General features: G+C 67.7%; 23 protein-coding genes. 4 read left to right on the top strand and 19 right to left on the bottom strand.

What is annotated here, in order from left to right:
- Positions 1-33: 33 nt before the first annotated feature.
- Together mhuD and ABIA65_RS06610 are read left to right on the top strand one after the other, a co-directional pair.
- Positions 34-351, top strand: coding sequence for a mycobilin-forming heme oxygenase MhuD (gene mhuD / locus ABIA65_RS06615; RefSeq protein ID WP_241402831.1), 318 nt, complete (start codon positions 34-36; stop codon positions 349-351).
- Complete coding sequence (locus ABIA65_RS06610) at positions 326-1,684, top strand: serine hydrolase (RefSeq protein WP_354522995.1); 1,359 nt, start codon at positions 326-328, stop codon at positions 1,682-1,684. Before mhuD ends, ABIA65_RS06610 begins: the two co-directional genes overlap by 26 nt.
- Here the strand turns inward: ABIA65_RS06610 and ABIA65_RS06605 are convergent.
- The 17 genes from ABIA65_RS06605 to ftsH form a co-directional block, all read right to left on the bottom strand.
- Complete coding sequence (locus ABIA65_RS06605) at positions 1,681-2,232, bottom strand: histidine phosphatase family protein (protein WP_354522994.1); 552 nt, start codon at positions 2,230-2,232, stop codon at positions 1,681-1,683. The two genes, ABIA65_RS06610 and ABIA65_RS06605, sit on opposite strands and share 4 nt — an antisense overlap.
- A gap of 6 nt (positions 2,233-2,238) precedes the next feature.
- A complete protein-coding gene (locus ABIA65_RS06600) occupies positions 2,239-3,042 on the bottom strand; it encodes a CbtA family protein (RefSeq protein ID WP_354522993.1) in 804 nt (267 codons plus the stop codon).
- 24 nt (positions 3,043-3,066) lie between these two features.
- A complete protein-coding gene (locus ABIA65_RS06595) occupies positions 3,067-3,285 on the bottom strand; it encodes a CbtB domain-containing protein (protein WP_241402827.1) in 219 nt (72 codons plus the stop codon).
- Between the two features lie 219 nt (positions 3,286-3,504).
- Positions 3,505-6,057 carry an ATP-dependent protease ATP-binding subunit ClpC gene (gene clpC1, locus ABIA65_RS06590; protein ID WP_241402826.1) on the bottom strand — a complete coding sequence of 851 codons (2,553 nt, stop codon included), beginning with the start codon at positions 6,055-6,057 and terminating at the stop codon, positions 3,505-3,507.
- A gap of 258 nt (positions 6,058-6,315) precedes the next feature.
- Positions 6,316-6,657: a histone-like nucleoid-structuring protein Lsr2 gene (gene lsr2, locus ABIA65_RS06585; protein WP_241402825.1), complete on the bottom strand. Its 342-nt coding sequence runs from the start codon at positions 6,655-6,657 to the stop codon at positions 6,316-6,318.
- A gap of 102 nt (positions 6,658-6,759) precedes the next feature.
- A complete protein-coding gene (gene lysS, locus ABIA65_RS06580) occupies positions 6,760-8,268 on the bottom strand; it encodes a lysine--tRNA ligase (protein WP_354522992.1) in 1,509 nt (502 codons plus the stop codon).
- 80 nt (positions 8,269-8,348) lie between these two features.
- Complete coding sequence (locus tag ABIA65_RS06575; RefSeq protein ID WP_354522991.1) at positions 8,349-9,152, bottom strand: type III pantothenate kinase; 804 nt, start codon at positions 9,150-9,152, stop codon at positions 8,349-8,351.
- A 3-nt stretch (positions 9,153-9,155) separates the two neighbouring features.
- The gene (panD, locus tag ABIA65_RS06570; protein WP_241402822.1) at positions 9,156-9,563 is read right to left on the bottom strand and encodes an aspartate 1-decarboxylase; all 408 of its coding nucleotides are present in this window, start codon (positions 9,561-9,563) and stop codon (positions 9,156-9,158) included.
- Positions 9,563-10,507: a pantoate--beta-alanine ligase gene (panC, locus tag ABIA65_RS06565; RefSeq protein ID WP_354523112.1), complete on the bottom strand. Its 945-nt coding sequence runs from the start codon at positions 10,505-10,507 to the stop codon at positions 9,563-9,565. Before panC ends, panD begins: the two co-directional genes overlap by 1 nt.
- Positions 10,504-11,433, bottom strand: a complete 930-nt coding sequence (locus ABIA65_RS06560) for a Rossmann-like and DUF2520 domain-containing protein (protein ID WP_241402821.1) — start codon at positions 11,431-11,433, stop codon at positions 10,504-10,506. The genes panC and ABIA65_RS06560 overlap by 4 nt, the downstream gene beginning before the upstream one ends.
- Positions 11,434-11,513: 80 nt before the next feature.
- On the bottom strand, positions 11,514-13,055 hold the full coding sequence (locus ABIA65_RS06555) for a DUF6779 domain-containing protein (protein ID WP_354522990.1): 1,542 nt from the start codon (positions 13,053-13,055) through the stop codon (positions 11,514-11,516).
- 77 nt (positions 13,056-13,132) lie between these two features.
- The gene (locus ABIA65_RS06550) at positions 13,133-13,609 is read right to left on the bottom strand and encodes a DUF3180 domain-containing protein (RefSeq protein ID WP_241402819.1); all 477 of its coding nucleotides are present in this window, start codon (positions 13,607-13,609) and stop codon (positions 13,133-13,135) included.
- Positions 13,609-14,124 carry a 2-amino-4-hydroxy-6-hydroxymethyldihydropteridine diphosphokinase gene (gene folK, locus ABIA65_RS06545; RefSeq protein WP_354522989.1) on the bottom strand — a complete coding sequence of 172 codons (516 nt, stop codon included), beginning with the start codon at positions 14,122-14,124 and terminating at the stop codon, positions 13,609-13,611. Before folK ends, ABIA65_RS06550 begins: the two co-directional genes overlap by 1 nt.
- A complete protein-coding gene (gene folB / locus ABIA65_RS06540) occupies positions 14,121-14,504 on the bottom strand; it encodes a dihydroneopterin aldolase (protein WP_241402817.1) in 384 nt (127 codons plus the stop codon). Before folB ends, folK begins: the two co-directional genes overlap by 4 nt.
- On the bottom strand, positions 14,497-15,324 hold the full coding sequence (folP, locus tag ABIA65_RS06535) for a dihydropteroate synthase (RefSeq protein ID WP_354523111.1): 828 nt from the start codon (positions 15,322-15,324) through the stop codon (positions 14,497-14,499). The genes folB and folP overlap by 8 nt, the downstream gene beginning before the upstream one ends.
- Positions 15,325-15,374: 50 nt before the next feature.
- The gene (folE, locus tag ABIA65_RS06530; RefSeq protein WP_241402816.1) at positions 15,375-15,986 is read right to left on the bottom strand and encodes a GTP cyclohydrolase I FolE; all 612 of its coding nucleotides are present in this window, start codon (positions 15,984-15,986) and stop codon (positions 15,375-15,377) included.
- An 18-nt stretch (positions 15,987-16,004) separates the two neighbouring features.
- Entirely contained in the window at positions 16,005-18,434 is a 2,430-nt protein-coding gene (gene ftsH / locus ABIA65_RS06525) for an ATP-dependent zinc metalloprotease FtsH (protein WP_354522988.1), read from the bottom strand.
- 163 nt (positions 18,435-18,597) lie between these two features.
- Here ftsH and ABIA65_RS06520 point away from each other — a divergent pair, with 163 nt between their 5' ends.
- On the top strand, positions 18,598-19,566 hold the full coding sequence (locus tag ABIA65_RS06520; RefSeq protein WP_354522987.1) for an alpha/beta fold hydrolase: 969 nt from the start codon (positions 18,598-18,600) through the stop codon (positions 19,564-19,566).
- 22 nt (positions 19,567-19,588) lie between these two features.
- On the top strand, positions 19,589-20,332 hold the full coding sequence (locus ABIA65_RS06515; protein WP_354523109.1) for an SIMPL domain-containing protein: 744 nt from the start codon (positions 19,589-19,591) through the stop codon (positions 20,330-20,332).
- Between the two features lie 7 nt (positions 20,333-20,339).
- Here the strand turns inward: ABIA65_RS06515 and ABIA65_RS06510 are convergent, their stop codons facing one another.
- Positions 20,340-22,625 (bottom strand): molybdopterin-dependent oxidoreductase, encoded by a 2,286-nt coding sequence (locus tag ABIA65_RS06510; protein ID WP_354522986.1) that lies wholly within the window; start codon positions 22,623-22,625, stop codon positions 20,340-20,342.
- An 18-nt stretch (positions 22,626-22,643) separates the two neighbouring features.
- Complete coding sequence (gene hpt / locus ABIA65_RS06505) at positions 22,644-23,231, bottom strand: hypoxanthine phosphoribosyltransferase (RefSeq protein WP_241402812.1); 588 nt, start codon at positions 23,229-23,231, stop codon at positions 22,644-22,646.

Genomic DNA, 23,231 nt, shown 5'->3' with positions numbered 1-23,231 from the left:
CCTGCCCGCAGGCGTAGCGGTAGCCTGAAGCGCATGGCAGTGGTGAAGATCAATGCGATCGAAGTTCCGCCCGAAGCTGGCCCCGAGTTGGAGAAGCGCTTCGCCAACCGTGCCCACTCCGTCGACAACCAGCCCGGATTCCTGGGCTTTCAATTGCTCCGTCCAGTGAAGGGCGAGAATCGCTACTTCGTCGTGACGCAGTGGGAGTCGGATGAGGCCTTCCAGGCCTGGGCGGGCGGCCCCGCCGCTGAGGCACATGCCGGGCAGCGGGCGAATCCCGTGGCCACCGGCGCATCGTTGCTCGAGTTCGAGGTTGTGTTGGACGTTGCGGGGCCCGGCACCTCGTCGTAGCGCAGGCCGGTCGCGACAACGAAGGATCGGCGCTGCGCTCGCCACCGCCCTCGTCGTGACCGTGGCCTGCGGTTGTGGACACACCGGTCCGGCACCGGCCGAGGCGCGCGCATACGTCGACACGAACACACCACAGGGGCTGCGCGCCAAGCAGACCCTCGACATGATCAACTCCGATTGGCCCATCGGCACGGTCGGCGTCGGCACGCTCGCCGCGCCCGACCAGGTCCAGGACGTCACCGGGAAGATGGACCGGCTGTGGTGGGACCGCCCGTTCACCGTCACCGGTGTGGACATCGGCGCGGGCCACGCCACACTGCGAGTGCTCACCTCGTACGCGGTCGCGCAGACCATCGAACTGCGCACCGATGACGCGGGGCTGGTCGATCGCTTCGACGTCTCACTGCAGCGCCCCGTCATCCGGCAGTGGTCGGATATCGACGCCGAGCTGACCAAGTCGGGCGCGCGCTACTCCTACCAGGCCTCGAAGGTCACCGACGGCCGGTGCGAGGCGGTCGCGGGCACCAACCTCGACGAGTCCCTGCCTCTGGCGTCGATCTTCAAGCTGTACGTGCTACTGGCGGTCGCGAACGCGGTCAACGCCGGAACGCTGAACTGGACCGACCAGATGACGATCACCGCGGAGGCCAAGGCCGTCGGCTCCGCGGGTCTGGACGATCTCGAGCCCGGCGCCACGGTGTCGGTGCGCGAGGCCGCCCAGCAGATGATCTCGGCCAGCGACAACATGGCCACCGACCTGCTGATCGCCCGGCTCGGACCGGGTGCGGTCGAACGCGCACTTGCCACGGCCGGCCACCACGACCCCGCCAGCATGACACCGTTCCCCACCGCGCACGAGCTGTTCTCCGTCGGATGGGGTGAACCTGATCTGCGCGAGCAGTGGAAGGAGGCCACCCCGCAGGGCCGCGCGCGGCTGCTCCAGCAGACCAATGAACAACCCTACGAACCGGATCCGCAGCGCACCCACACGCCCGCATCTCCGTTTGGCGTCGAGTGGTACGGCAGCGCGGCCGACATCTGCCGGGTGCACGCGGCGCTGCAGGCGGCGGCCGTCGGCCCCGGCGCACCGGTGCGCGAGATCCTGTCGGCGATCCCCGGAATCGAACTCGACGGCAAGAGGTGGCACTACATCGGCGCCAAGGGCGGAAACCTGCCCGGGGACCTGACGTTCAGTTGGTATGCCGAGGACCGCACGGGCCAGGCCTGGGTGGTCAGCTTCCAGCTGAACTGGCCGAGCTACCGCAGTCAGACTGCCGCGGGTTGGCTGCTCGCCATCGCCGAGCAGACGTTCGGGCTGATCCCCGTCCGCTAGCCTGTCGAACGCAGCGTCCAGGCGTGCCCGCGCCGGTGCATGACGGTTCGGCTGGCCGGAGCAATGTCGATGCGCCAGAACGACTTCGGTGGTGAATCGAGGGCGGCCAGGATGGCGGCGCGGATGACCGCCGGATGTGTCACGGCCACCAGCCGGCCCGGCCGGGTGCCAACGGATTCCAGCCACTCCCCTACCCGCAGGATCAGGGCCACAACCGACTCACCGCCGTGCGGCGCCTGTGTGGGATCGGTCAGCCACACCGTCAGGTCGCCGGGTGGGACCTTTGAGAGCAGGCTGCCCCGCCACGCCCCGTGATCCAGATCGGCCAGCCGCGTATCGGTCTCGGCGCGCAGGCCCAGAAGTTCGGCGGTCTGCCGAGTCCGCTTCTCCGGGCCGCACCACACCGCATCGACCGGACCCAGATCCATTGTGGCGTCGACCTGGCGGTGGCCAAGCGCATTGAGTGGTTCGTCGGTGGGAAACCGTCCGGCTGACATGGCGTCGGTCATTGCATGCGACACCAGCGTCAGCCGGACGATCTCACTCACGGACGCTCACGCGGCGATGTTCTCCTGGCGCTTGCCCTCGAGCAGACGGGAGGCGAGCACTCCGAACACCAATCCGATCGTCGCGTAGATCACAACCTGGGTGCCCAGCGCGTAGAGCCTGAAGTCATACAGCAGGTCGGCGGGGAAACCTTCGTAGACGATCGTGCCCGCGTCGTCCTTCAGCGGTGCCGGTGTCTCATCGATGGTCGGCAGCACCAGCATCACCACGCCGATCGCCACGATGTAACCGGCGCCGGCGGCCAGCGTGGAGTTCCACGCCCCGAGCTTCTCGACGAGCCGCCCGCGCAGATAGACCGCTGCGACGAACAACGCCACCGACAGCACCACCATCAGCAGGTACAGCAGCGTCCGCTGGCGGATGGTCTCGTCGAGGCTGAGTGCGGGCGGGCTCGGCGGGTACTTCAGCGCCGGGACGATGAACGCGCTCACCAACATGCCGCCCGCAACATACAGCGACAACAGCTTGGCCGACACGTTGCCGACCCTGCCGTAGGCCACCGCGAAGACCACGGCGAACAGCGCTCCGATCGCGATGCTGAACAGCAGCACGCCAAGACCCATCCCGATGTTCATCTGGATGGCGCGGGTGAATCCCTCGCCCTCCTCACCGTGACTGTGCCCGGCGGCACCTGCCGCGGTCTCCAGGGCCTCGTGGGCCGCCCCGATACCGTCCTCGTAGCCGATTGCCAGTTCGATGACCGGCTCAAGGAAGATCCGAGCGAAGACGAACGCGAGCACTCCAGCTAGGGCGCCGGCCAGAAGGCCGCGCCCGATGATCTGCTTCTCCATTTTCTGTTATCCCTTACCGGTTCGTCAGTGGCAGGGGAAGCCGAGGAGATGGCGGGCGTCGTGAATGAACTCGTGAATCGTGGTGTTGTCGGCACCGAACACCGACGTCGCGCCCTGATCCATGCCGACGAAGTAGAGCACCAGAAGCGCAAGGAATGCGGTGGCCGACAGCCACACCGCCGCGCTCGCGGCGGAGAGGTCGATGGCGGGAGCCTTGGCCACGCGGGCCTTGGAGGGAGTCATGTCTACGTTCCTTTCGGGAATTCGCGTCCCGTATCACAGGGGTGACGGCGTCGGGTCTGACTATTCACAGTGGCGCGACCGTTCTGGATTTCCACCAGATTCCTTTATCCGTCGATTACAGCAGCATTCTAAGCAGAGGGGGTGCCAGATCGAACAGTCCACTGCCTGCGGAGACGAAAAGGGCCCCGACTCGCGTCGGGGCCCTTCCGTGATTCCTCGCTATTCGGCAGCTGTCGCCGCTCCGGCCGCGGCGCCGCCCGTTCCGGCGCCAGCCAGATCGGGTTCGACGACCGGCTTGCGCGCACCGGCGAACGTGAACACCGCGTTCTCGATGTTGGCGCTCTCGCCGTCCCAGCCCTCGACGTCGACCGAGACGATCTGACCGGGGCCGATCTCCTCGAAGAGGATCTTCTCCGACAGGGCGTCCTCGATCTCGCGCTGGATGGTCCGGCGCAGCGGCCGGGCCCCCAGCACCGGGTCGAAGCCACGCTTGGCCAGCAGCGACTTCGCCTTGTCCGTCAGCTCCATGGCCATGTCCTTGGCCTTCAACTGCTTCTCCACACGGCCGATCATGAGGTCGACCATCTGGATGATCTCCTCCTTGGTCAGCTGGTGGAAGACGATGATGTCGTCGATGCGGTTGAGGAACTCCGGGCGGAAGTGTTTCTTCAGCTCGTCGTTGACCTTCTGCTTCATCCGCTCGTAGTTGTTCTCGCCACCACCCTGGGTGAAGCCGAGCCCAACCGCCTTGCTGATATCGGACGTGCCGAGGTTGGACGTGAAGATCAGCACGGTGTTCTTGAAGTCGACCGTGCGCCCCTGGCCGTCGGTGAGGCGGCCGTCCTCGAGGACCTGCAACAGGCTGTTGTAGATCTCCTGGTGGGCCTTCTCGATCTCGTCGAACAGCACGACGCTGAACGGCTTGCGACGCACCTTCTCGGTGAGCTGGCCGCCCTCCTCGTAGCCGACGTACCCGGGAGGGGCACCGAACAGCCGCGACGCGGTGAAGCGGTCGTGGAACTCGCCCATGTCGATCTGAATGAGCGCGTCGTCGTCGCCGAACAGGAACTCGGCGAGCGCCTTGGACAGCTCGGTCTTACCGACACCGGACGGGCCGGCGAAGATGAACGAGCCCGACGGGCGCTTCGGATCCTTGAGCCCCGCACGGGTACGACGGATCGCCTTGGAGACGGCCTTGACGGCATCCTCCTGGCCGATGATCCGCTTGTGCAGCTCGTCCTCCATGCGCAGCAGGCGCGTGGTCTCGGCCTCCGTCAGCTTGAACACCGGGATACCGGTCCAATTGCCGAGGACCTCCGCGATCTGCTCGTCGTCGACCTCGGCGACCACGTCAAGATCACCGGAGCGCCACTGCTTCTCCCGCTCGGCGCGCTGCGCGACGAGCTGCTTCTCCTTGTCGCGCAGATTGGCGGCCTTCTCGAAGTCCTGCGCGTCGATCGCGGACTCCTTCTCGCGGCGCGCGTCGGCGATCTTCTCGTCGAACTCGCGCAGGTCTGGCGGAGCGGTCATCCGGCGGATTCGCATCCGGGCGCCGGCCTCGTCGATCAGGTCGATGGCCTTGTCCGGCAGGAACCGGTCGTTGATGTACCGGTCGGCCAGTGTCGCCGCGGCGACAATCGCGCCGTCGGTGATCGAGACACGGTGGTGTGCCTCATACCGGTCACGCAGACCCTTGAGGATCTCGATGGTGTGCTCGACGGTCGGCTCGCCCACCTGGACCGGCTGGAACCGGCGCTCCAGGGCGGCGTCCTTCTCGATGTACTTGCGGTACTCGTCGAGCGTGGTGGCACCGATGGTCTGCAGCTCACCGCGAGCCAGCTTCGGCTTGAGGATGCTTGCCGCGTCGATCGCGCCCTCGGCGGCACCCGCGCCGACGAGCGTGTGCAGCTCATCGATGAACAGGATGATGTCGCCGCGGGTGTTGATCTCCTTGAGCACCTTCTTGAGGCGTTCCTCGAAGTCACCGCGGTAGCGGCTACCCGCGACCAGGGAACCCAGGTCGAGGGTGTACAGCTGCTTGTCCTTGAGCGTCTCGGGGACCTCACCGTGCACGATGGCCTGCGCGAGACCCTCGACGACGGCGGTCTTGCCGACGCCGGGCTCACCGATCAGCACCGGGTTGTTCTTGGTGCGGCGGCTCAGCACCTGCATGACCCGCTCGATTTCCTTCTCGCGGCCGATGACCGGATCGAGCTTGCCCTCCATGGCAGCGGCGGTGAGGTTACGGCCGAACTGGTCCAGGACCAGCGACGTCGACGGGTTGCCCGCCTCGCCGCCACGACCGCCGGTACCGGCCTCGGCGGTCTCCTTGCCCTGGTAACCGCTCAGCAGCTGGATGACCTGCTGGCGCACCCGAGTGAGTTCGGCGCCGAGCTTGACCAGCACCTGGGCTGCGACACCCTCGCCCTCGCGAATCAGCCCGAGCAGAATGTGCTCGGTGCCGATGTAGTTGTGGCCGAGCTGCAGCGCCTCGCGCAGGGACAGCTCGAGGACCTTCTTGGCCCGCGGCGTGAAGGGGATGTGTCCGGACGGCGCCTGCTGGCCCTGGCCGATGATCTCCTCGACCTGGCTGCGCACGCCCTCCAACGAGATGCCGAGAGATTCCAGCGACTTGGCCGCCACGCCCTCGCCCTCGTGAATGAGTCCCAAGAGGATGTGCTCGGTGCCGATGTAGTTGTGATTGAGCATCCGGGCCTCTTCTTGGGCCAGGACGACGACGCGCCGTGCGCGGTCAGTGAAGCGTTCGAACATCGGTGGTTACCTGCTCTCGATCAGATAGCGCAGCTCGTCACGCGGTAGCACCGCGTCCTGCACCTGCCGTCCACTGTAGTGGGCGGCAGCCCCGGCTGCCCTGGGTGTCTCCGGCAATCGAGCGCTACGCAATTGGCCTGTTACGTGACCAACGCCAGGTAGGCGCCGAACGTTCCGCAACGGAGCCCAATCGGTACGCCACGAGCGAACGCCGATCTGCGCCCAACGACCGGCGCAGACGGAATCGGCAATGCCTGCCTACGTTGCCGCGTGGAACGCGTCGATGACGTCTGCCGGGATACGGCCGCGCGTCGACACGTTGTGTCCATTGCGGCGTGCCCACTCCCGGATGGCAGCGCTCTGCTCCCGGTCGATCGAGGCCCGGCCACGGCCAGTGCCCACAGCTCGGCCACGTCGACGGCCGCCGACACGACGCCCCGCCTCGAGCCATTGCTTCATATCGTTGCGCAGCTTCGCGGCATTCTTGGACGAAAGGTCGATCTCATAACTCACGCCATCGATCGCAAATTCGACGGTTTCGTCTGCAGCACCTTCGCCGTCGAAATCGTCGACCAACGTGACGGTTACCTTCTTCGCCATAAGTCCACACTGACCCTTCTGCTGCACTGACGGGTCCAACGAACCCTTACGGCAATATTGGCACAAGAACTCAAATCATTCAACAAGTATGATATCTGGTGATCAGTTCCCGTGACGACGGACAATCGGGAACAAAACCGTCTCCCTAATCGACAAGCCCGTCAATGCCATCAACAATCGATCGATGCCCATTCCGGTTCCCGTAGTGGGTGGCATGGCGTACTCCAATGCGGTGAGGAAATCCTCGTCGAGAAGCATTGCCTCGTCGTCACCCGCCGCGGCGGCACGGGCCTGAGCCGCGAATCGCTCGCGTTGGATCACCGGATCGATGAGTTCGGAGTATCCCGTCGCCAGCTCGAACTTGCGGATGTAGAGATCCCACTTCTCGGTGACACCGGGAATAGTGCGGTGTTCACGTGTGAGAGGCGACGTCTCGACAGGGAAGTCCCGCACGAAAGTTGGGGCCCACAGCTTGTCGCCGACCTGATGCTCCCAGAGCTCCTCGACCAGCTTGCCGTGGCCGAAACCCCGGTCTCGGGGAATCTCCACGCCCAGGCCATCCGCGATCGCCCACAACCGATCGACACCGGTGTCCGGGGTGATCTCCTCACCCAGCGCCGATGACAGGGACGGGTACATTTCCACCATGTCCCATTCGCCGTCGAGATCGTAGGTGGATCCGTCGGGCAGCGGGACGTTTCTGGTGCCAATCGCCTCGTCGGCGACCTCCTGAATAAGTTCCCGCGTCACGATCGCAGAATCGTCGTAGGTGCCGTACGCCTGATAAGTCTCCAGCATCGCGAATTCCGGCGAATGCGTGGAATCCGCGCCTTCGTTACGGAAAACGCGATTCAACTCGAAGACTCTCTCGAATCCTCCGACCAAGCATCGCTTGAGGAACAACTCAGGTGCGATCCGGAGGAACAGGTCGGTGTCGAGGGCATTCGAGTGGGTGACGAATGGCCGCGCCGCGGCACCGCCGGCGAGCGTCTGCAGTATCGGCGTCTCGACTTCGAGAAATCCTCGGCGCTCCAGTGCGGAACGAACGGCACGGACAACCGCGATGCGCTGGCGAGCAATGCTGCGCGCCTCCGGGCGGACGATCAGATCGACGTAACGCTGACGGACCCGCGACTCCTCACTCATCTCCTTGTGCGCGACGGGGAGTGGCCGCAGAGCCTTCGAGATTATTTGCCACGAATCCGCAAGCACAGACAGTTCACCGCGACGGGAGCTGATCACCTCGCCGTGGACGAAGACGATGTCGGCAAGATCGACGTCGCCCTTCCACGCATCGAGGGACTCCTGGCCGACCTTGTCGAGGCTCAGCATCACCTGGAGTTGGGTGCCGTCGCCCTCCTGCAGCGTCGCGAAGCACAACTTCCCCGAATTGCGGGCGAACACCACGCGCCCGGCGACACCCACGTACTCGCCCGTCTCGGCGGCTGGCTCGAGGTTGGGGTAGGAAGCCCGAACCTCGGCGAGGGTGTGGGTGCGCGGCACCTCCACCGGGTACGGGTCGCGGCCCTCGGCGAGCAGTCGCTCCCGTTTGGCCTGACGGATCCGAAACTGCTCGGGGACGTCGGACTCGAGATCATCTGCAGTGCTCACGACGTGCCAGCTTAAATGAAGTCGCGCCCGGCCCCACCGACGCGACCGCTGAGGCCACGCTCCTCACGACCCCAGTGCGGTTAGCGCTTGGCCCGCTGGTTGTCTCTATTGCGCTCGAACACCATGCGCAGCCCGTCCAATGTCAGGTGCTTGTCGTAGTGCTCGACGGTGCGCAGATCGGGCAGCACCAGCGGCGCGGTGTGTCCGGTCGCCACGACCGCGACGTCGTCGCCGCCGAATCCGTCGATATCGTCGCGGATCCGGTTCACCAAGCCGTCGACCAGACCGGCGAAGCCGAACACCGCACCGGACTGCATCGACTCCACGGTGTTCTTTCCGACGACCGAACGCGGCCTAGTCAGCTCGACACGGCGCAGCGCGGCCGAGCGCGCCGCGGCGGCATCCGAGGACACCTGCACGCCGGGGGCGATGGCACCACCCAGGAACTCCCCCTTGGCCGACACGACGTCAACGCATATCGACGAGCCGAAGTCGACGACGATCGCGGCACCCCGGAACCGGTGATAGGCGGCAAGGCAGTTGACGATGCGGTCGGCCCCAATATCCTTCGGGTTGTCGACGAGCAGCGGAATACCGGTTCGCACACCGGGTTCGATGAGCACGTGCGGAACAGAGGGCCAGTACTGCTCGAGCATCACCCTGATCTCGTGCAGCACCGACGGCACCGTGGACAGCCCGGTGGCGCCGGTGAGGCGTTCGGCGTCGTCGCCGATCAGCCCGTCGATGGTGAGTGCCAGCTCATCGGCGGTGACCTCGGACTCGGTGCGAATTCGCCAGTTGTGCACCACCTTCGAGTGGTCACCCGAGCCCGATATCAGCCCGACGACGGTGTGGGTGTTGCGGACGTCGATCGCGAGTAGCACGGTCTACCGCGGGGACATCAGGCCGGCGGCGTTGGCCGGCACGTGGGCGGGATCGACACCGAGGTCGAGCTGGCGGTTCTGTCCGTCGACGAAGACGATCCGGGGCTCATACGACCGAGCCTCGGCATCCGCCAGCGTGGCGTAGGCGATCAGGATCACCAGATCGCCCGGGTGAATCAGGTGGGCCGCCGCACCGTTGATCCCGATGACGCCGCTGCCGCGTTCACCGGTGATGGCATAGGTCACCAAGCGGTTGCCATTGTCGATGTCGACGATGGTCACCTGCTCGCCCTCGAGCAGGTCGGCAGCGTCCATCAGATCCTCGTCGATGGTCACCGATCCGACGTAGTGCAGGTCCGCCTGCGTCACCGTGGCCCGGTGAATCTTCGACTTCAGCATTGTGCGGAACATCAATTCCTCCAGGGCAATTCGTGGTTCCCATCCGACTCGACCCGGGAGTGCCCGTCGATGCCGGCGGATGCGCCGATGTCGATCGCGATGTTGTCCAGCAGCCGCGTTCGCCCGAGCCTGCCCGCCACCAGCAGTCGGGCAACCCCCTCGGCGGGTGGTGGCCCCAACCAGGTGTCGCGGATCTCGATGTACTCGACGTCGATGGCCGGTACCTCGTCGAGGACGGCCCGCGCCGCATCCAGTGCGGCGTCCACACCGCGCGACGCGGCGTACATACCTGCCATCAGCGCCGCGGACAACGCACCCGCGTGTTCGCGTTGCACGTCGTCGAGATAGGCGTTGCGCGAGGACATCGCGAGGCCATCGGGTTCCCGCACGATGGGCACCGCGACGATCCGCACGTCGAGATTGAAATCGTCGGCCATCTGTCGGACCAGCACCAGCTGCTGGTAGTCCTTCTCACCGAAGAACGCCCGGTCCGGTCGCGCGATCTGCAGCAGCTTGAGAACGACGGTCAGCATGCCCGCGAAATGCGTTGGCCGCGAATCGCCCTCAAGTTCGGCGCCCAGCGGACCTGGCAGGACCGTGGTGCGTTGGCCCGCCGGATACATGTCGGCGGCCGTCGGCGTGAAGGCGATCTCGACGCCCTCTGCCCGCAACAGCGCGAGGTCGGCGTCCAGCGGCTGCGGATAGGCGTCGAGGTCCTCACCGGCGCCAAACTGCAAGGGGTTCACGAAGATCGACACCACGACGACGGAGCCCGGCACCCGCTTGGCGGCACGCACCAGAGAGAGGTGTCCGTCGTGCAGCGCGCCCATCGTGGGCACCAGCATGATGCGGCGACCGGTCGCGCGCAGGGCACGCGAGACATCGGCCATCTCGCTCGGTCGCGAGTAGACGTTGAGTTCGCCCGGGTTGAACTTGGGCGGTTTGCGAGTACTCAGGACTTCTCCCCGGGATCGGCGGTCAATACGGCGAATACGTCTTCGGAGGCGTGCGCCCGCTGCGCGGTCCGCAGCGAGTTCGCCCGGTATGCCTGCCCGAGTTCGGGATCGGCTTCGGCGAAGGCCAGCAGGTGCGCGCGCACCGCCGATGCGTCACCGCGGGCCACGGGGCCCGTCAGCGCACTCTGGCCGCGGCGCAACGCGTTGTCGAGCGATGCCCGAGCCAGTGGGGCGATGACCCGCTCGGCGAGCCCGCCCGGGCCGTCACCGACGAGTTCCTGCCCCAGCAACTCCTGCCCCCGGAGCGCGACGCGAAGTGCCTCGACGGCGTCGAGCACCACGGTGCTGACGTGATTGCCCGCATGTGCAAGCGCTGCGTGGTACAGCGTTCGGGCGTTCTCACGCACTCGGAACGGCTCACCGCCGATCTCGAGGACCAGGGACTGCGCGATGGCGTAGCCGACCTCGTCGGCCGCGGTGATCCCGAAGCAGGACTCCGATAGCCGGGCGATGTCCTCGTCGGCTCCGGTGAAGGTCATCGCCGGGTGGATCGCCAGCGGGATGCAGCCCTGTTCGGTGAGGGGGTTCAGCAGCGTGACGCCGTTGGCTCCCGAGGTGTGGACGACGATGGTGCCCGGTCGGACCGAGCCGGTGGCCGCCAGGCCCGACACCAGGCCCGCCAGTTCGGCGTCGGGGACCGCCAGCAGCAACAACTCCGCGCGGCGCGCAACCTCGTCCACGGGTAGCACAGGAGAATCGGGCAGTCGCTGCTCGGCGCGCCGCAGTGAGGCACTCGAGATGGCGCTGCAGGCCGCCACGACGTGCTCGGCCCGTTCGAGCGCTACCCCGAGGGCCGTACCGACCCGACCTGCGGAGATGATGCCCACCGCGAGACGGGCCGGGCGGAATGCGTTGGGGGTCCCCACTGCGACGACCTCGCTGACGTCATGAGTTAACTCGTTCCAGTCCCGCTCCACGGGTACCGGACGGACGCCAAGAGACTAGCTCACTCCTCGCGACGACGGCGCCTGCCGCCTCCCGTCGAGCTTCCCTGCAGCCGTGCCAGCAACTCCGATGCCGGCAGGCCACCGCTGTGCTGCCCTTCCGGTTCGCTGGGCTCCTCGCGTTCCTGGGGTTCTTCCGGGCCGCGGTGCCGCGACGGGCGCGGCTTCTCGGGCTCGCGAGGCGTCGGCGGCGCAGCGGTCGCGAGGGTGGGCGGCGACGGCCGGCCCGGATCCTGCCCGGGAGATGAGTGCCGTGCGCGACGCGCCGGCTCCGAGGCCGCCGGGTCCTGAGGTGTCCAGTGCCTGCCGCCGGCCCCGGGCTCGGTCGAAGGCGGTGCCATGGCGGGAGGCGGTGTCACGGACGGAGGCGACGTCACGGCCGGAGGCACCAGGGGTACGGCGGGAGGTGATGGGAGTTCGGCCCCGTTGTCCACCGTCGGGGCGACCCAGTTGCTGCCCGGGGTGCCTGCGGGGATGAACTCGCCCTCGGCCGGTACGGGCCGCCACCCGGTCGATGTGACTGCGGGTTCGGGATCCGAGGTGTGTCGACCGGGACGCTCGGGTTCCTGCCACGGCGAACGCGCCGCGGGCTGCTGCACGGGTGGCGGCGGTGGCGGCGGCGGTGGCAGCACCGAGGCAGGCGGGGTCGTCGGTGGTGCGGACACCGGAGGCTGCGAGGGCAGCCACGGACGCGCAGCTCCGGACGCCGCCGGGGCGGGCGCCGGCTCGGGTGTCCACGTCGGCTGCGGTGGCGGTGGTGGCGGCACCGGCGGCGGCGTCGGCGTTACCGGCGTCACCGGCGGCGGTGGCGGCGTCACAGGTGCCGGGGCTTGCCAGCGCGATGCCGGGTCGACCTCGGACGGCCGTCGATGCGCACCGGCGGCCGGCTGCACTGCCCAGTCGGGTTCCGCCGGCGGTGGCTCGACAGGGACGTCGATGATCGGGCTCTCCTCGGTGTTGGGGTCGGTCGCGTCAGCATCCTCGGTGTCGATACGGCTGCTTATGACGCGGCCCGGCGCGAAGCGCTCGCGATCCGATGCGCCATCGGCGCCATCCCAGTCGGCGAACCCGTGCACGCTGCTGCGCTCGGTCTCCAGCGCGGGACGGTGCGCCAGATCGGTGTCGAAGAGGATCTCGAGGTTCGCACGCAGTGCCGCGAGTTCCGCGCGCAGGCTGGCCACCTCGTCGGCGGCCTGCGATTGCATCTCGGAGGCCAGCTCACGTCGCACTGCGGACTCGACGGACAGTTCGTACTCGCGGCGCGCCGAGATCTCGCGGTCGAGCTGCAAGTCGTAGACGAGCTTGAGGTCACGGGCCCTGGCGGAGTCGACGTCGGCCTGCCTGCGGTAGATGAAGGACACGAACGCCGCGACCACCGCGGCCCACAGTGCGACGATCACGGCAAGCTTCAGCAGCTCAACGCGATTGGTGAACACCAGCGCAGAACTGGCCAGAATGGCGAGCACCAGCAACGTCGTCATAAGCGCCCAACCCGGCCTCCGGGTGGCGCGCCGAGAGCGCGTCCCACGAGTCGGATCGGTCATGGGCCGACTGTACCGGTCACAGCTCACATCGCGTGTCGACCAGTTCGGCGATTCGGCGCACCGACCTCGCAGATCGGCTACTCCGGAACGCCATCCGGGTCCTCGGAGTGATCCTGCGGAGACTTGCAGCAATGCTGTAGCCAGAGCGCCCCGATCACCAGAGCCAGCGCGCTCAACGCCGCGACGACGGCACCCGCGGTGTCCTCGCCCGCCACCCTGATCACGTCTCGACGCGGGAGCAGATACACGATGACGCCGATCCACCAGCCGAGTACCACCGCCCCCATCCATGCCGACGCCTTCGCGATGGTGACCGCGCGCGCCACGGCCAACGGGTGCACCCGCCCGCGTCCTGGCCCGATCTCACCGGCGCCGATCTTCGACCGGATGTAGAACCCCCACCCGGCCTCGGCGGCCCCGACCAGGAGGAGCGACAGCCCCGTCCACACCGTCAGCGGCGGGAACCAGCGGTACAGGCCGATCACCAGGATGTAGCCGGCGACGGCCGCGATCAGGGTCGCCACCGTCAGGTCACGCTTGCGGGTCGGTCCCATCAGAGTGCCAACGCCAGATCGACTTGGTGCACGCCCGCCCGCTCGTCGGCGTCGATGGCGTCGAGCAGTGCTGCGACGGGTGCCGTCTCACCGGCCACGGTCAAAGTGGCCGACGGATCCACTGCCAGCCAGGGGGCCAGGACGAAGGCCCGCTGATGTGCCAGCGGATGCGGCAGGGTGAGTTCCTCGTCGTCTGACGTCACCTCGGCCGAGCCGTCATGACACGTGACGATGTCGACGTCGAGTGTGCGCGGGCCCCAATGCACCTCGCGGACGCGGTCGGCAGCGCGCTCGAGTTCCTGGCCTCGCCGCAGCCACGCCCGTGCGTCCAACGCGGGATCGTCGGCGATCACCACGGCGTTGAGGAAGGGCCCCTGTTCGACACCACCCCACGCTGCCGTCTCATAGACCGGGGACACGGCCCGCACCGCGGCACCCAGACCGTCCACCACTGATTGCAGCCGGGCCAGGCGATCGCCGAGGTTCGATCCGATGGACAACACGACTCGAGTCACTCGGGGCCACCCCTGCCGGAGCGCCTGGACCTGCGAGCCACAACGGCAACATCGGTGAACGACAACGGGATCGGTGCGTGCGGCTTGTGCACCACCACCTCAACGGCGTGCACTCGTGCATCGACCATGACGTCCTCGGCGATCTCGGCGGCGACCGTCTCGATCAGGTTTCGCGGCGGTCCGGCAATGATGTCCGCCGCGCGCTGCGCCAACGATCCGTAGTCGAGGGTGTCTGCCAGGTCATCACTGGCGGCCGCGGCGGCGAGGTCGACCCACACCGTCAGATCCACGACGAAGTCCTGGCCCTCGACCCGCTCGTGATCGAACACACCGTGGTTTCCTCGAACGGTCAAGCCGCGCAGCTCAATTCGATCAGCCATGGTCGCCGACACCCTCCACATCGCTTCGCCCCTGCCAGGCACCCAGGACCTTCAGTGCGTCCACCGACGCGCGCACATCGTGCACTCGAACACCCCAGGCACCGTGCAGCGCGGCCAGCGCGGAGATCACCGCGGTGGCCGTCTCCCGGCCGTCCGGTGGGCGTACCTGGCCCGTGGGCTCGGCGAGCAGCGTTCCGAGGAACCGCTTGCGCGACGCCCCCACCAGGACCGGGATTCCGGTGGCGACCAGATCCGGCAGCGCCCGCAGCAGCGCCCAGTTGTGGGCGGCGGACTTCGCAAAGCCCAGACCCGGATCGATGATCAGGTTGGCGGGGTCAACACCGGCTGCCACGGCGGCGTCGACGGCGGCCAGGAGTTCGGTGCGCACATCGGTGACCACGTCGCGGTAGTCGGGCACCCGGTGTGGCTCACCGGCGTCCAGAGGACGCCAGTGCATCAGCACCCACGGCACGCCGGCATCGGCGAGCAGCGGGGCCATGGCAGGGTCGGCGCGCCCACCGGAAACGTCGTTGACGATGCTGGCGCCGTTCTCCAACGCGGCCCGTGCCACGTCGGCGTGCATGGTGTCGATGCTGACCGTGATCCCCTGCTCGGCAAGCTCTTTGACGACGGGAAGCACGCGGGCGGTCTCCACGGATGCCTCGATCCGCACCGCGCCGGGTCGGGTCGACTCACCGCCGACGTCGATTATCTGCGCACCCTCGGCAGCCAGTGCCAAGCCGTGCTCGACGGCGCGCTGCCTGTCGAGAAAGAGTCCGCCGTCGGAGAAGGAGTCATCGGTGACGTTGACGACTCCCATCACCAACGGGGCGAGCGAAGCGACGGGATGAGGGGTCGCGCGTGTCGGTGTCACCGTCGCAGAATCAGGTCCAGCGCCTCGGCCCGTGATGCGTTGTCGACCTTGAACTGACCGCGGACGGCCGACGTCGTGGTGATGGCGCCGGGCTTGCGAACACCACGCATCGCCATGCACAGGTGCTCGGCCTCGATCACGACAATGACGCCGCGCGGATTGAGCCTGCGCATCAACCCGTCCGCGACCTGAGCGGTCAGTCGCTCCTGCACCTGCGGGCGCTTCGCGTAGAGGTCGACGAGCCGCGCGATCTTGGACAGGCCTGTCACACGCCCGTCGACGCCCGGGATGTAACCGACGTGCGCAACCCCGTGGAACGCCACCAGATGATGCTCGCACGTGGAGTACATCGGGATTTCCTTGACCAGTACGAGTTCGTCGTGCTGCTCGTCGAACGTGGTGTCCAGCACGTGATCCGGATCGATGTAGAGGCCCGCGAACATCTCCTGGTACGCGCGCGCCACCCTGGCAGGGGTGTCGATCAATCCGTGCCTGTCGGGATCCTCGCCGACCGCGATGAGCAACTCACGGACTGCGGCCTCGGCACGAGCCTGGTCGAACGCCGGGGGCACAGTGCGCCGCACCGGGTCGATCTCCGACCGCGTCATCTAGTCACTCCGTTCGTATCAGCCCGGTGGGGGTGGGGTGGGCTGGTCGCCGGACCGGCCGTCTCCCTGTTCGTCTTGCGGAGGGCTCGGCGTCCGGTTCGGATCGTGTGAGCGCCCCTGCGGGACGTGTGGCCCGGGCTGCGGGTACGGCTGATACTGCGGATACGGCGGCTGGCCTCCTGGCTGCGGCGCCCACCCCGACGGCGGCGGCGGTGGCGGGTACCACTGCCCCTGCTGTCCCTGCTGGCCCGGGTGACCCTGCTGGCCTGGCCGAGGGGGCCAGCCTGGTGCGTGCCAACCGGCGGGGGCGCCGTAGTCAGGCTGTGTTTGTCCGGCATTGTCGGGCGCGCCGTTCGCGGGGGCGCCGTTGGGCCAACCGCCGTGGCCCTGCCCGTTGACACCGGTCCCGTTGCCGCCGGAGCCATTCGGGCCGCCGGGGCCGTATGGCCCTCCGGCCGCCTCTGCGGCGCGAGATGCGGCCGCGATGGCCGCCTTGAACGCCGGCTCAGGAGCGGGCTTGGGCCACTCCTCGCCGCGTTCGATGGCGAGTTCACCGGGAGTCTTGATCGGCGGCTTGTCCGACGGCACGCGGCCCCCGAAGTCGTCGAACATCGTGAGCCGGGGCCGCTTCTGGACATCACCGAAGATCGCCTCGAGTTCGACGCGGTGCAGCGTCTCCTTCTCGAGAAGCTCACCGGCGAGGATGTCGAGCACGTCGCGGTACTCGGACAGGATCTCCCACGCCTCGGTGTGGGCGGCCTCGATGAGCTTGCGGACCTCGTCATCGATGATCTGCGCGACCTCGTGGCTGTAGTCGGCCTGCGTGCCCATCGTGCGACCCAGGAACGGGTCGCCGTGCTCGGTGCCGTAGCGGACCGCACCCAGCTTGGCGCTCATGCCGTACTCGGTGACCATGGCGCGCGCGATCTTGGTGGCCTGCTCGATATCGGACACCGCGCCCGTCGTCGGCTCCCGGAACACCAGTTCCTCGGCCGCGCGACCACCCAGGGCGAAGACCAGGCGGGCAATCATCTCTGACCGGGTCATCAGACCCTTGTCGTCCTCGGGGACAGCGACCGCGTGACCACCGGTGCGACCGCGGGCCAGGATCGTGACCTTGTAGATCGGCTCGATATCGGGCATCGCCCACGCCGCCAGGGTGTGACCACCCTCGTGGTAGGCGGTGATCTTCTTCTCGTGCTCGCTGATGATGCGGCCCTTGCGGCGCGGCCCGCCGACGACACGGTCGACGGCCTCCTCGAGCGCGGCGCCAGTGATGACGGTGCCGTTCTCGCGGGCCGTCAGCAGGGCGGCCTCGTTGATGACGTTGGCCAGATCGGCGCCGGACATACCGACGGTGCGCTTGGCCAATCCGTCGAGGTCGGCGTCGGGGGCGATCGGCTTACCCGCCGAGTGCACGCGCAGCACCGCGCGCCTCCCCGCGATATCGGGATTGGACACCGGGATCTGACGGTCGAAGCGGCCCGGCCGCAGCAGCGCCGGGTCGAGGATGTCGGGCCGGTTGGTGGCGGCGATCAGGATGACGCCCTGGCGGTCACCGAAACCGTCCATCTCGACCAGCAGCTGATTGAGCGTCTGTTCGCGTTCGTCGTGCCCACCGCCGAGGCCGGCGCCGCGCTGGCGGCCGACGGCGTCGATCTCGTCGACGAAGATGATGCAGGGGCTGTTCTGCTTGGCCTGCTCGAACATGTCGCGAACGCGCGAGGCCCCGACGCCGACGAACATCTCGACGAAGTCCGAGCCGGAGATGGTGAAGAACGGGACCTCGGCCTCACCGGCGACGGCGCGGGCCAGCAGCGTCTTGCCGGTACCGGGCGGGCCGTACAGCAGTACGCCCTTGGGGATCTTGGCGCCGAGCGCCTGATACCGCGTCGGGTTCTGCAGGAAGTCCTTGATCTCGTAGAGCTCCTCGACCGCCTCGTCGACGCCCGCGACGTCGGCGAACGTGGTCTTGGGCATGTCCTTGCTCAGCTGCTTGGCCTTGGACTTGCCGAAGCCGAAGCCCATTCGTCCGCCCGACTGCATGCGGGAGAACATCACGAACAGGCCGACCAGCAGGAGCAGCGGCAACAGGTAGATCAACAGCGAGCCCAGCACACTGCCCTGGTTGACGACGGTGTTGACCTTGGCGTTCTTGGCGTTCAGGGCTTCGAACAGCTGCACCCCGTACCCCGTGGGGTACTTGGAGATGATCTTGTTGCTGTTCTCGGTGTCGCCGTTGCCGTTCTTCAGGTCGAGACGTACCTGCTGCTCGCGGTCATCGATCTGGGCGCTGTTGACGTTGTCGGCATTGACCTGCGCGATCGCCACCGAGGTGTCGACGGGCTTGTACCCTCGCGTGTCGTCGCTGAAGTAGAAGAAGGACCACCCCAGCAGCAACACGACCGCTATCGCGCTGAGGGTGCGGATGACGTTCTTTCGGTTCATCGTTGTTTTTGGCCGGCTGGTGCTACGCCGGCCCGGTCCTTCCGGTACTCACAGTTTGGGTTGTTCAAGGCTACCGCTTGCCCAACGTCGCACGGTCGCCGCCGGGTTCCCACCAACCCGATCCACCCACGGCCGCGCTCGGTTGCTGTGCTTGGGTGAGTCCGTGGTCGACCCCATCGAACGCTACGTCGAGGTCAACGGGGTGCGGCTGCGGGTCACCGAGGCCGGTGAGCGCGGCGCGCCGGTGGTCCTCCTCGTGCACGGCTTCCCCGACCTCGCATACGCCTGGCGCCATCAGGTGCAGGCGCTGGCCGATGCCGGATTCCACGTGCTGGCACCCGATCAGCGTGGCTACGGCGGCTCGTCACGACCCGAGGCCGTCACCGACTACGACATCATCGCCCTGACCGGCGATCTCGCCGGACTGCTCGATGACGTCGACGCCGAACAGGCCGTCGTCGTCGGCCATGACTGGGGCGCCATCCTCACCTGGCACTTCCCGCTGGTCCACCCCGACCGGGTGAAGGCCGTCGCCGGGCTGAGCATGCCACCGGTGCCCCGGCCCAAGCGCCCACCGACCGAGGCGCTGCGACGGACGTTCGGCGAGCACTTCTTCTACATGCTCCACTTTCAGCAACCCGGTGTGGCCGACGCCGAGATGGACCGCGATCCGGCGACGACGCTGCGGCGGATCATGAGCGGTACCGATCCGGACGACCGGGCCGCAGCGTCTCGTATGCACGCACCGGGACCGCTGGGGTTCATCGACCGGATTGCCGAACCCGGCGGGTTGCCACCGTGGATCGGCCGCCGCGAGTTCGACCACTACGTCGCGGAGTTCACCCGCACGGGATTCACCGGCCCGCTGAACTGGTACCGCAACCTCGATCGCAACTGGGAGCTGACGGCGGTGATGCCCGCGACCACCATCACCGTGCCCGCGCTGTTCGTCGGCGGCTCGGCCGATCCGGCGCTGACGGTCAACCGGCCCGCCCGGGCGCGCGAGGTCGTCACCGGCGACTACCGCGAGGTGATGATCCCCGGCGCGGGGCACTGGCTGCAGCAGGAGCGCCCCCACGAGGTCAACGCGGCCTTACTCGAGTTCATCGGCGCACACCGATCAGATCTGTAGGGTGCGGGGTATGCCAGTCCGTATGCCGTTGTGCGCGTGGATGAAGAAGCCGTCCCGGATCCTCGTTCTCGCCGCGGCGGGGCTGATGGTGGTCGGCCTCTCGGCGTGCGACGCCTCCCCCGCATCGCCGGTCTCCGGACCCGACGGACCCGTTCCCCGCCAGGTCACCGTGGTGGGTGAGGGCAAGGTTCAGGGTGCACCCGACACCGTCACGGTCAACGCCGCGATCGAGTCGACCGCATCGGATGCCACCGCCGCGATGAACCAGACGAACGAGCGCATGACCGCGGTTATCGACGCCGTCGCGAATCAGGGCATCGACCGCAAGGACATCAGCACCACAGACGTCAGCCTGTCGCCGCAGTACGGGGACAACTCCGTCATCACCGGTTACCGGGCGAGCAATTCGATCGCGGTGAAGATCCGCAGTATCGACGCCGCGTCTCCGACGATCACCGCGATTCAGACCACCGGCGGCAACGCCACCCGCATCAATTCAGTCAGCTTCTCCATCGAGGACAACTCCCAGCTGGTGAAGGACGCCCGCGCTCGCGCGTTCAACGACGCCAAGGATCGCGCCCAGCAGTACTCGCAGCTGTCGGGTCTGAGCCTGGGCGACGTCATCTCGATCTCCGAGGTCGATTCGGGCAGCACACCGCCGCCGACGCCGATGCCGCGTTTCGAGGCGATGCAGGCCGATGCGCCGCTACAGCCCGGCGAGCAGACCGTCGGCTTCTCGGTGACGGTGGTCTGGGAGCTGCGCTAGGCCGGATCTATCCCCCGGTCGCTTCGCTCCTGCCCGCCGGTGCGATCTGCACCGGAATCCCGCTCAGCACAGACGTTCCCGACAACGGATCCAGCGACGTGCCGTCGTTGAGCTGATTGACATTCACCCCTGCCTGACCCGCGGCGACGGCCTGCCTGGTCCCGCTCTGGCCGTGGCCCCACCCGTGCGGCAGGGAGACGACGCCACGGCGGATGGTGTCGGTGATCTCGACGGGGGCCTCGAGTTCACCACCGGGACCCTTGATGCGGGCCCAGTCGGTGACGCCGAGTTCTGCCGCGTCAGCCGGATGCATTCGCAGCGTGCAGCGGTTGGTGCCGCCGGCCAGCGCGGGCACATTGTGCATCCAGCTGTTGTTGGACCGCAGATGGCGACGGCCGATCAGCACGAAATCGTCCACGCCACGGTTTAGGGACGCCGTCAGCCGCGCCACGTCGGCGACCAGCGCCGCCGGCGCGAGTTCCACCTTGCCCGACGGGGTTCGCAGCACCTCGGTCAGCCGGGGCCGCAACGCGCCGAGGTCGATTCCGTGCGGGGAATCCTTGAGCCGCTGCAGCGTGAGCCCCTCCGGGTTGGCGCCGAACCAGTCGCCGTAGGGGCCGAGGCGCAGCATCATGTCGAGCCTGCGCTCATAGCCTCGCCCCGACGCCAGCATGGCGGTCAGTTCCTCGGGGTCGCGGCCCGCAACGGGCGAGTCGGGGTCGGAGGTCTCCTTGGCCAGTGTCATCGCGATGACCTGCTCGTCGACGAGCGCCGGATCGGCGAACGGCCCCATCCCGTACAGGACAAGCGCGAGGCGCGCCAGGATCTCCGGCTCGTCGGGTTGATCCGGCGCGAGGTCGACAGCCGGCGGCGAGTAGCGGGCGTTGTTGCGCACCGGCGTGTTGCTCAACGCGACGTCGAAGTGGGCGCTACGTGACGGCGGCGGTGGCGGCAGGATGACGTCGGCGTGCCGGGTGGTCTCGTTGAGGTAGGGATCGACGCTGAGCATGAAGCCGACGGCGTCGAGCGCACGGCTCAGGCGGTCACCGTCGGGCGCCGACAGCACGGGGTTGCCCGCGACGGTGATGATCGCCGTGGGCTGCCCGTCACCTGGTGTCTCGAGTTCCTCCGCCAACGCAGCGGCGGGCAGTTCGGAGAGCACCTCGGGATGTCCGGATACCCTGCTGTGCCACCGGCCGGTGCGAAAACCCCTGCCCGGCTTGGGCGGTCGCGGCGCGGACCCGACGGGCGACTGCGGGAACATCGCCCCGCCGACCCGGTCGAGGTTGCCGGTCAGGATGTTGATGACGTCGATGAGCCAGCTGCCGATGGTGCCGAACTCCACGGTGGAGGTGCCGATCCGGCCGTACACGGCAGCGCTCGGGGCGGCGACCAGTTCACGCGCCACGGTGCGGATCTCCTCGGCGGGCACACCGCAGTGTGCGGCGACCGTCTCGGGCGCGAACCCCGCCGACAGGACGGCGACGTCCTCGAGGCCCTCGACATGGGGCTCGAGTCCACCCAGGTCGTCGGACACCAGGCTCTCGTCGAAGAGTGTGTGCACGATGGCGAACAGGAGCGCGGCGTCGGTTCCGGGCCGCGGTGCGATGTGGTGGTCGGCCAGCTCCGCGGTTCGGGTGCGGGCCGGGTCGATGACGACGAGGCGACCGCCGCGGCGGCGCAACGCCTTGAGCTTCCCGCCGAAGTCCGCGGCGGTGGCCAGGCTTCCGTTGGACACCAGCGGATTGGCGCCGATGACGACGAGGTGATCGGTGCGGTCGAGATCGGGCACGGTGAACGCGAGCGGATTGCCGAACATCAGCCCAAGCGCGACGTGTTTGGGCATCTGGTCCAGCGTGCTCGCGGAGAACGTCAGATGGGTGCCGAGGCCCTTGATGATCAGCGGCAGGTAGAGCGCACCCGCGATGGTGTGCGCGTTCGGGTTGCCGATGTAGACCGCGACCGACTGTCCGCCGTGCTCGCGCAGGACGGTGCCGAGCCCGTCCGCGGCCGCCTGGAAGGCCTCGTCCCAGCCGACCTCGACGAGCGCGCCGTCGCGGCGGATCAGGGGTGCGGTCAGACGGTCCGGGTCGGCGTCGAGTTCTCCGAAGCTCGCACCCTTGGGGCAGATGAACCCGGCGCTGAACACGTCGTCACGGTCACCGCGGGCCGATGTCACCCGGCCCGTGTCGATCGTGAGGGTCAGGCCGCACGTCGCCTCGCAGAAGGGGCAGATGCGCAGTGCCGTATGGACGTCCGTGCCGGATTCGACTCCGGTTTCCGTTCGAGCCATATCGCACGCTGCCCTTCGTCAGGAGTCTGAGTACACCTTGGGGTCGAGGGTGCCGATGTACGGCAGATCGCGGTAGCGCTCGGCGTAGTCGAGCCCGTAACCGACGACGAACTCATTGGGGATGTCGAAGCCCACGTAGGTGATGTCGACGTCGGCGCGCACGGCATCGAGCTTGCGCAGTAGCGTGCACACGGCCAGCGACCTGGGGCCGCGGGTGGCGAGGTTGCGCAGCAGCCACGACAGCGTCAGCCCGGAGTCGACGATGTCCTCGACGATCAGCACGTCACGGCCGTTGATATCGCGGTCGAGGTCCTTGAGGATGCGCACCACACCGGATGACGATGTGGCCGAGCCGTAGGAACTCACCGCCATGAACTCGAGCTGCGTGGGGATCGGGATCGCCCGCGACAGGTCGGTGACGAACATGACGGCACCCTTGAGCACCGTGACGAGGAGCAAGTCCTGGCCGTCGTCCCCGATGGCGTCGCGGTACACGGATGCGATCTGGTCACCCAGCTCAGCGGTCCGCGCTTGAATCTGCTCCTCGGAGAGGAGCACCGACTTGATGTCACCGGGATACAGGTCGGCGGCACGATGCGCTGGCAC

The organism is Mycolicibacterium sp. 624, assembly GCF_040548615.1.
In the GTDB taxonomy this organism is placed as follows: Bacteria; Actinomycetota; Actinomycetes; order Mycobacteriales; family Mycobacteriaceae; genus Mycobacterium.
This window is presented reverse-complemented; position numbering and strand designations above follow the sequence as displayed.

Excerpts from the sequence above, each read along its gene's own strand:
- mhuD (WP_241402831.1), top strand. The coding sequence starts at position 34 with ATGGCAGTGGTGAAGATCAATGCGATCGAAGTTCCGCCCGAAGCTGGC.
- ABIA65_RS06600 (WP_354522993.1), bottom strand. The coding sequence starts at position 3,042 with ATGGAGAAGCAGATCATCGGGCGCGGCCTTCTGGCCGGCGCCCTAGCT.
- ABIA65_RS06595 (WP_241402827.1), bottom strand. The coding sequence starts at position 3,285 with ATGACTCCCTCCAAGGCCCGCGTGGCCAAGGCTCCCGCCATCGACCTC.
- clpC1 (WP_241402826.1), bottom strand. The coding sequence starts at position 6,057 with ATGTTCGAACGCTTCACTGACCGCGCACGGCGCGTCGTCGTCCTGGCC.
- lsr2 (WP_241402825.1), bottom strand. The coding sequence starts at position 6,657 with ATGGCGAAGAAGGTAACCGTCACGTTGGTCGACGATTTCGACGGCGAA.
- panD (WP_241402822.1), bottom strand. The coding sequence starts at position 9,563 with ATGTTCCGCACAATGCTGAAGTCGAAGATTCACCGGGCCACGGTGACG.
- ABIA65_RS06555 (WP_354522990.1), bottom strand. The coding sequence starts at position 13,055 with ATGACCGATCCGACTCGTGGGACGCGCTCTCGGCGCGCCACCCGGAGG.
- ABIA65_RS06550 (WP_241402819.1), bottom strand. The coding sequence starts at position 13,609 with ATGGGACCGACCCGCAAGCGTGACCTGACGGTGGCGACCCTGATCGCG.
- folB (WP_241402817.1), bottom strand. The coding sequence starts at position 14,504 with ATGGCTGATCGAATTGAGCTGCGCGGCTTGACCGTTCGAGGAAACCAC.
- folP (WP_354523111.1), bottom strand. The coding sequence starts at position 15,324 with ATGGGAGTCGTCAACGTCACCGATGACTCCTTCTCCGACGGCGGACTC.
- folE (WP_241402816.1), bottom strand. The coding sequence starts at position 15,986 with ATGACGCGGTCGGAGATCGACCCGGTGCGGCGCACTGTGCCCCCGGCG.
- ftsH (WP_354522988.1), bottom strand. The coding sequence starts at position 18,434 with ATGAACCGAAAGAACGTCATCCGCACCCTCAGCGCGATAGCGGTCGTG.
- ABIA65_RS06515 (WP_354523109.1), top strand. The coding sequence starts at position 19,589 with ATGCCGTTGTGCGCGTGGATGAAGAAGCCGTCCCGGATCCTCGTTCTC.
- ABIA65_RS06510 (WP_354522986.1), bottom strand. The coding sequence starts at position 22,625 with ATGGCTCGAACGGAAACCGGAGTCGAATCCGGCACGGACGTCCATACG.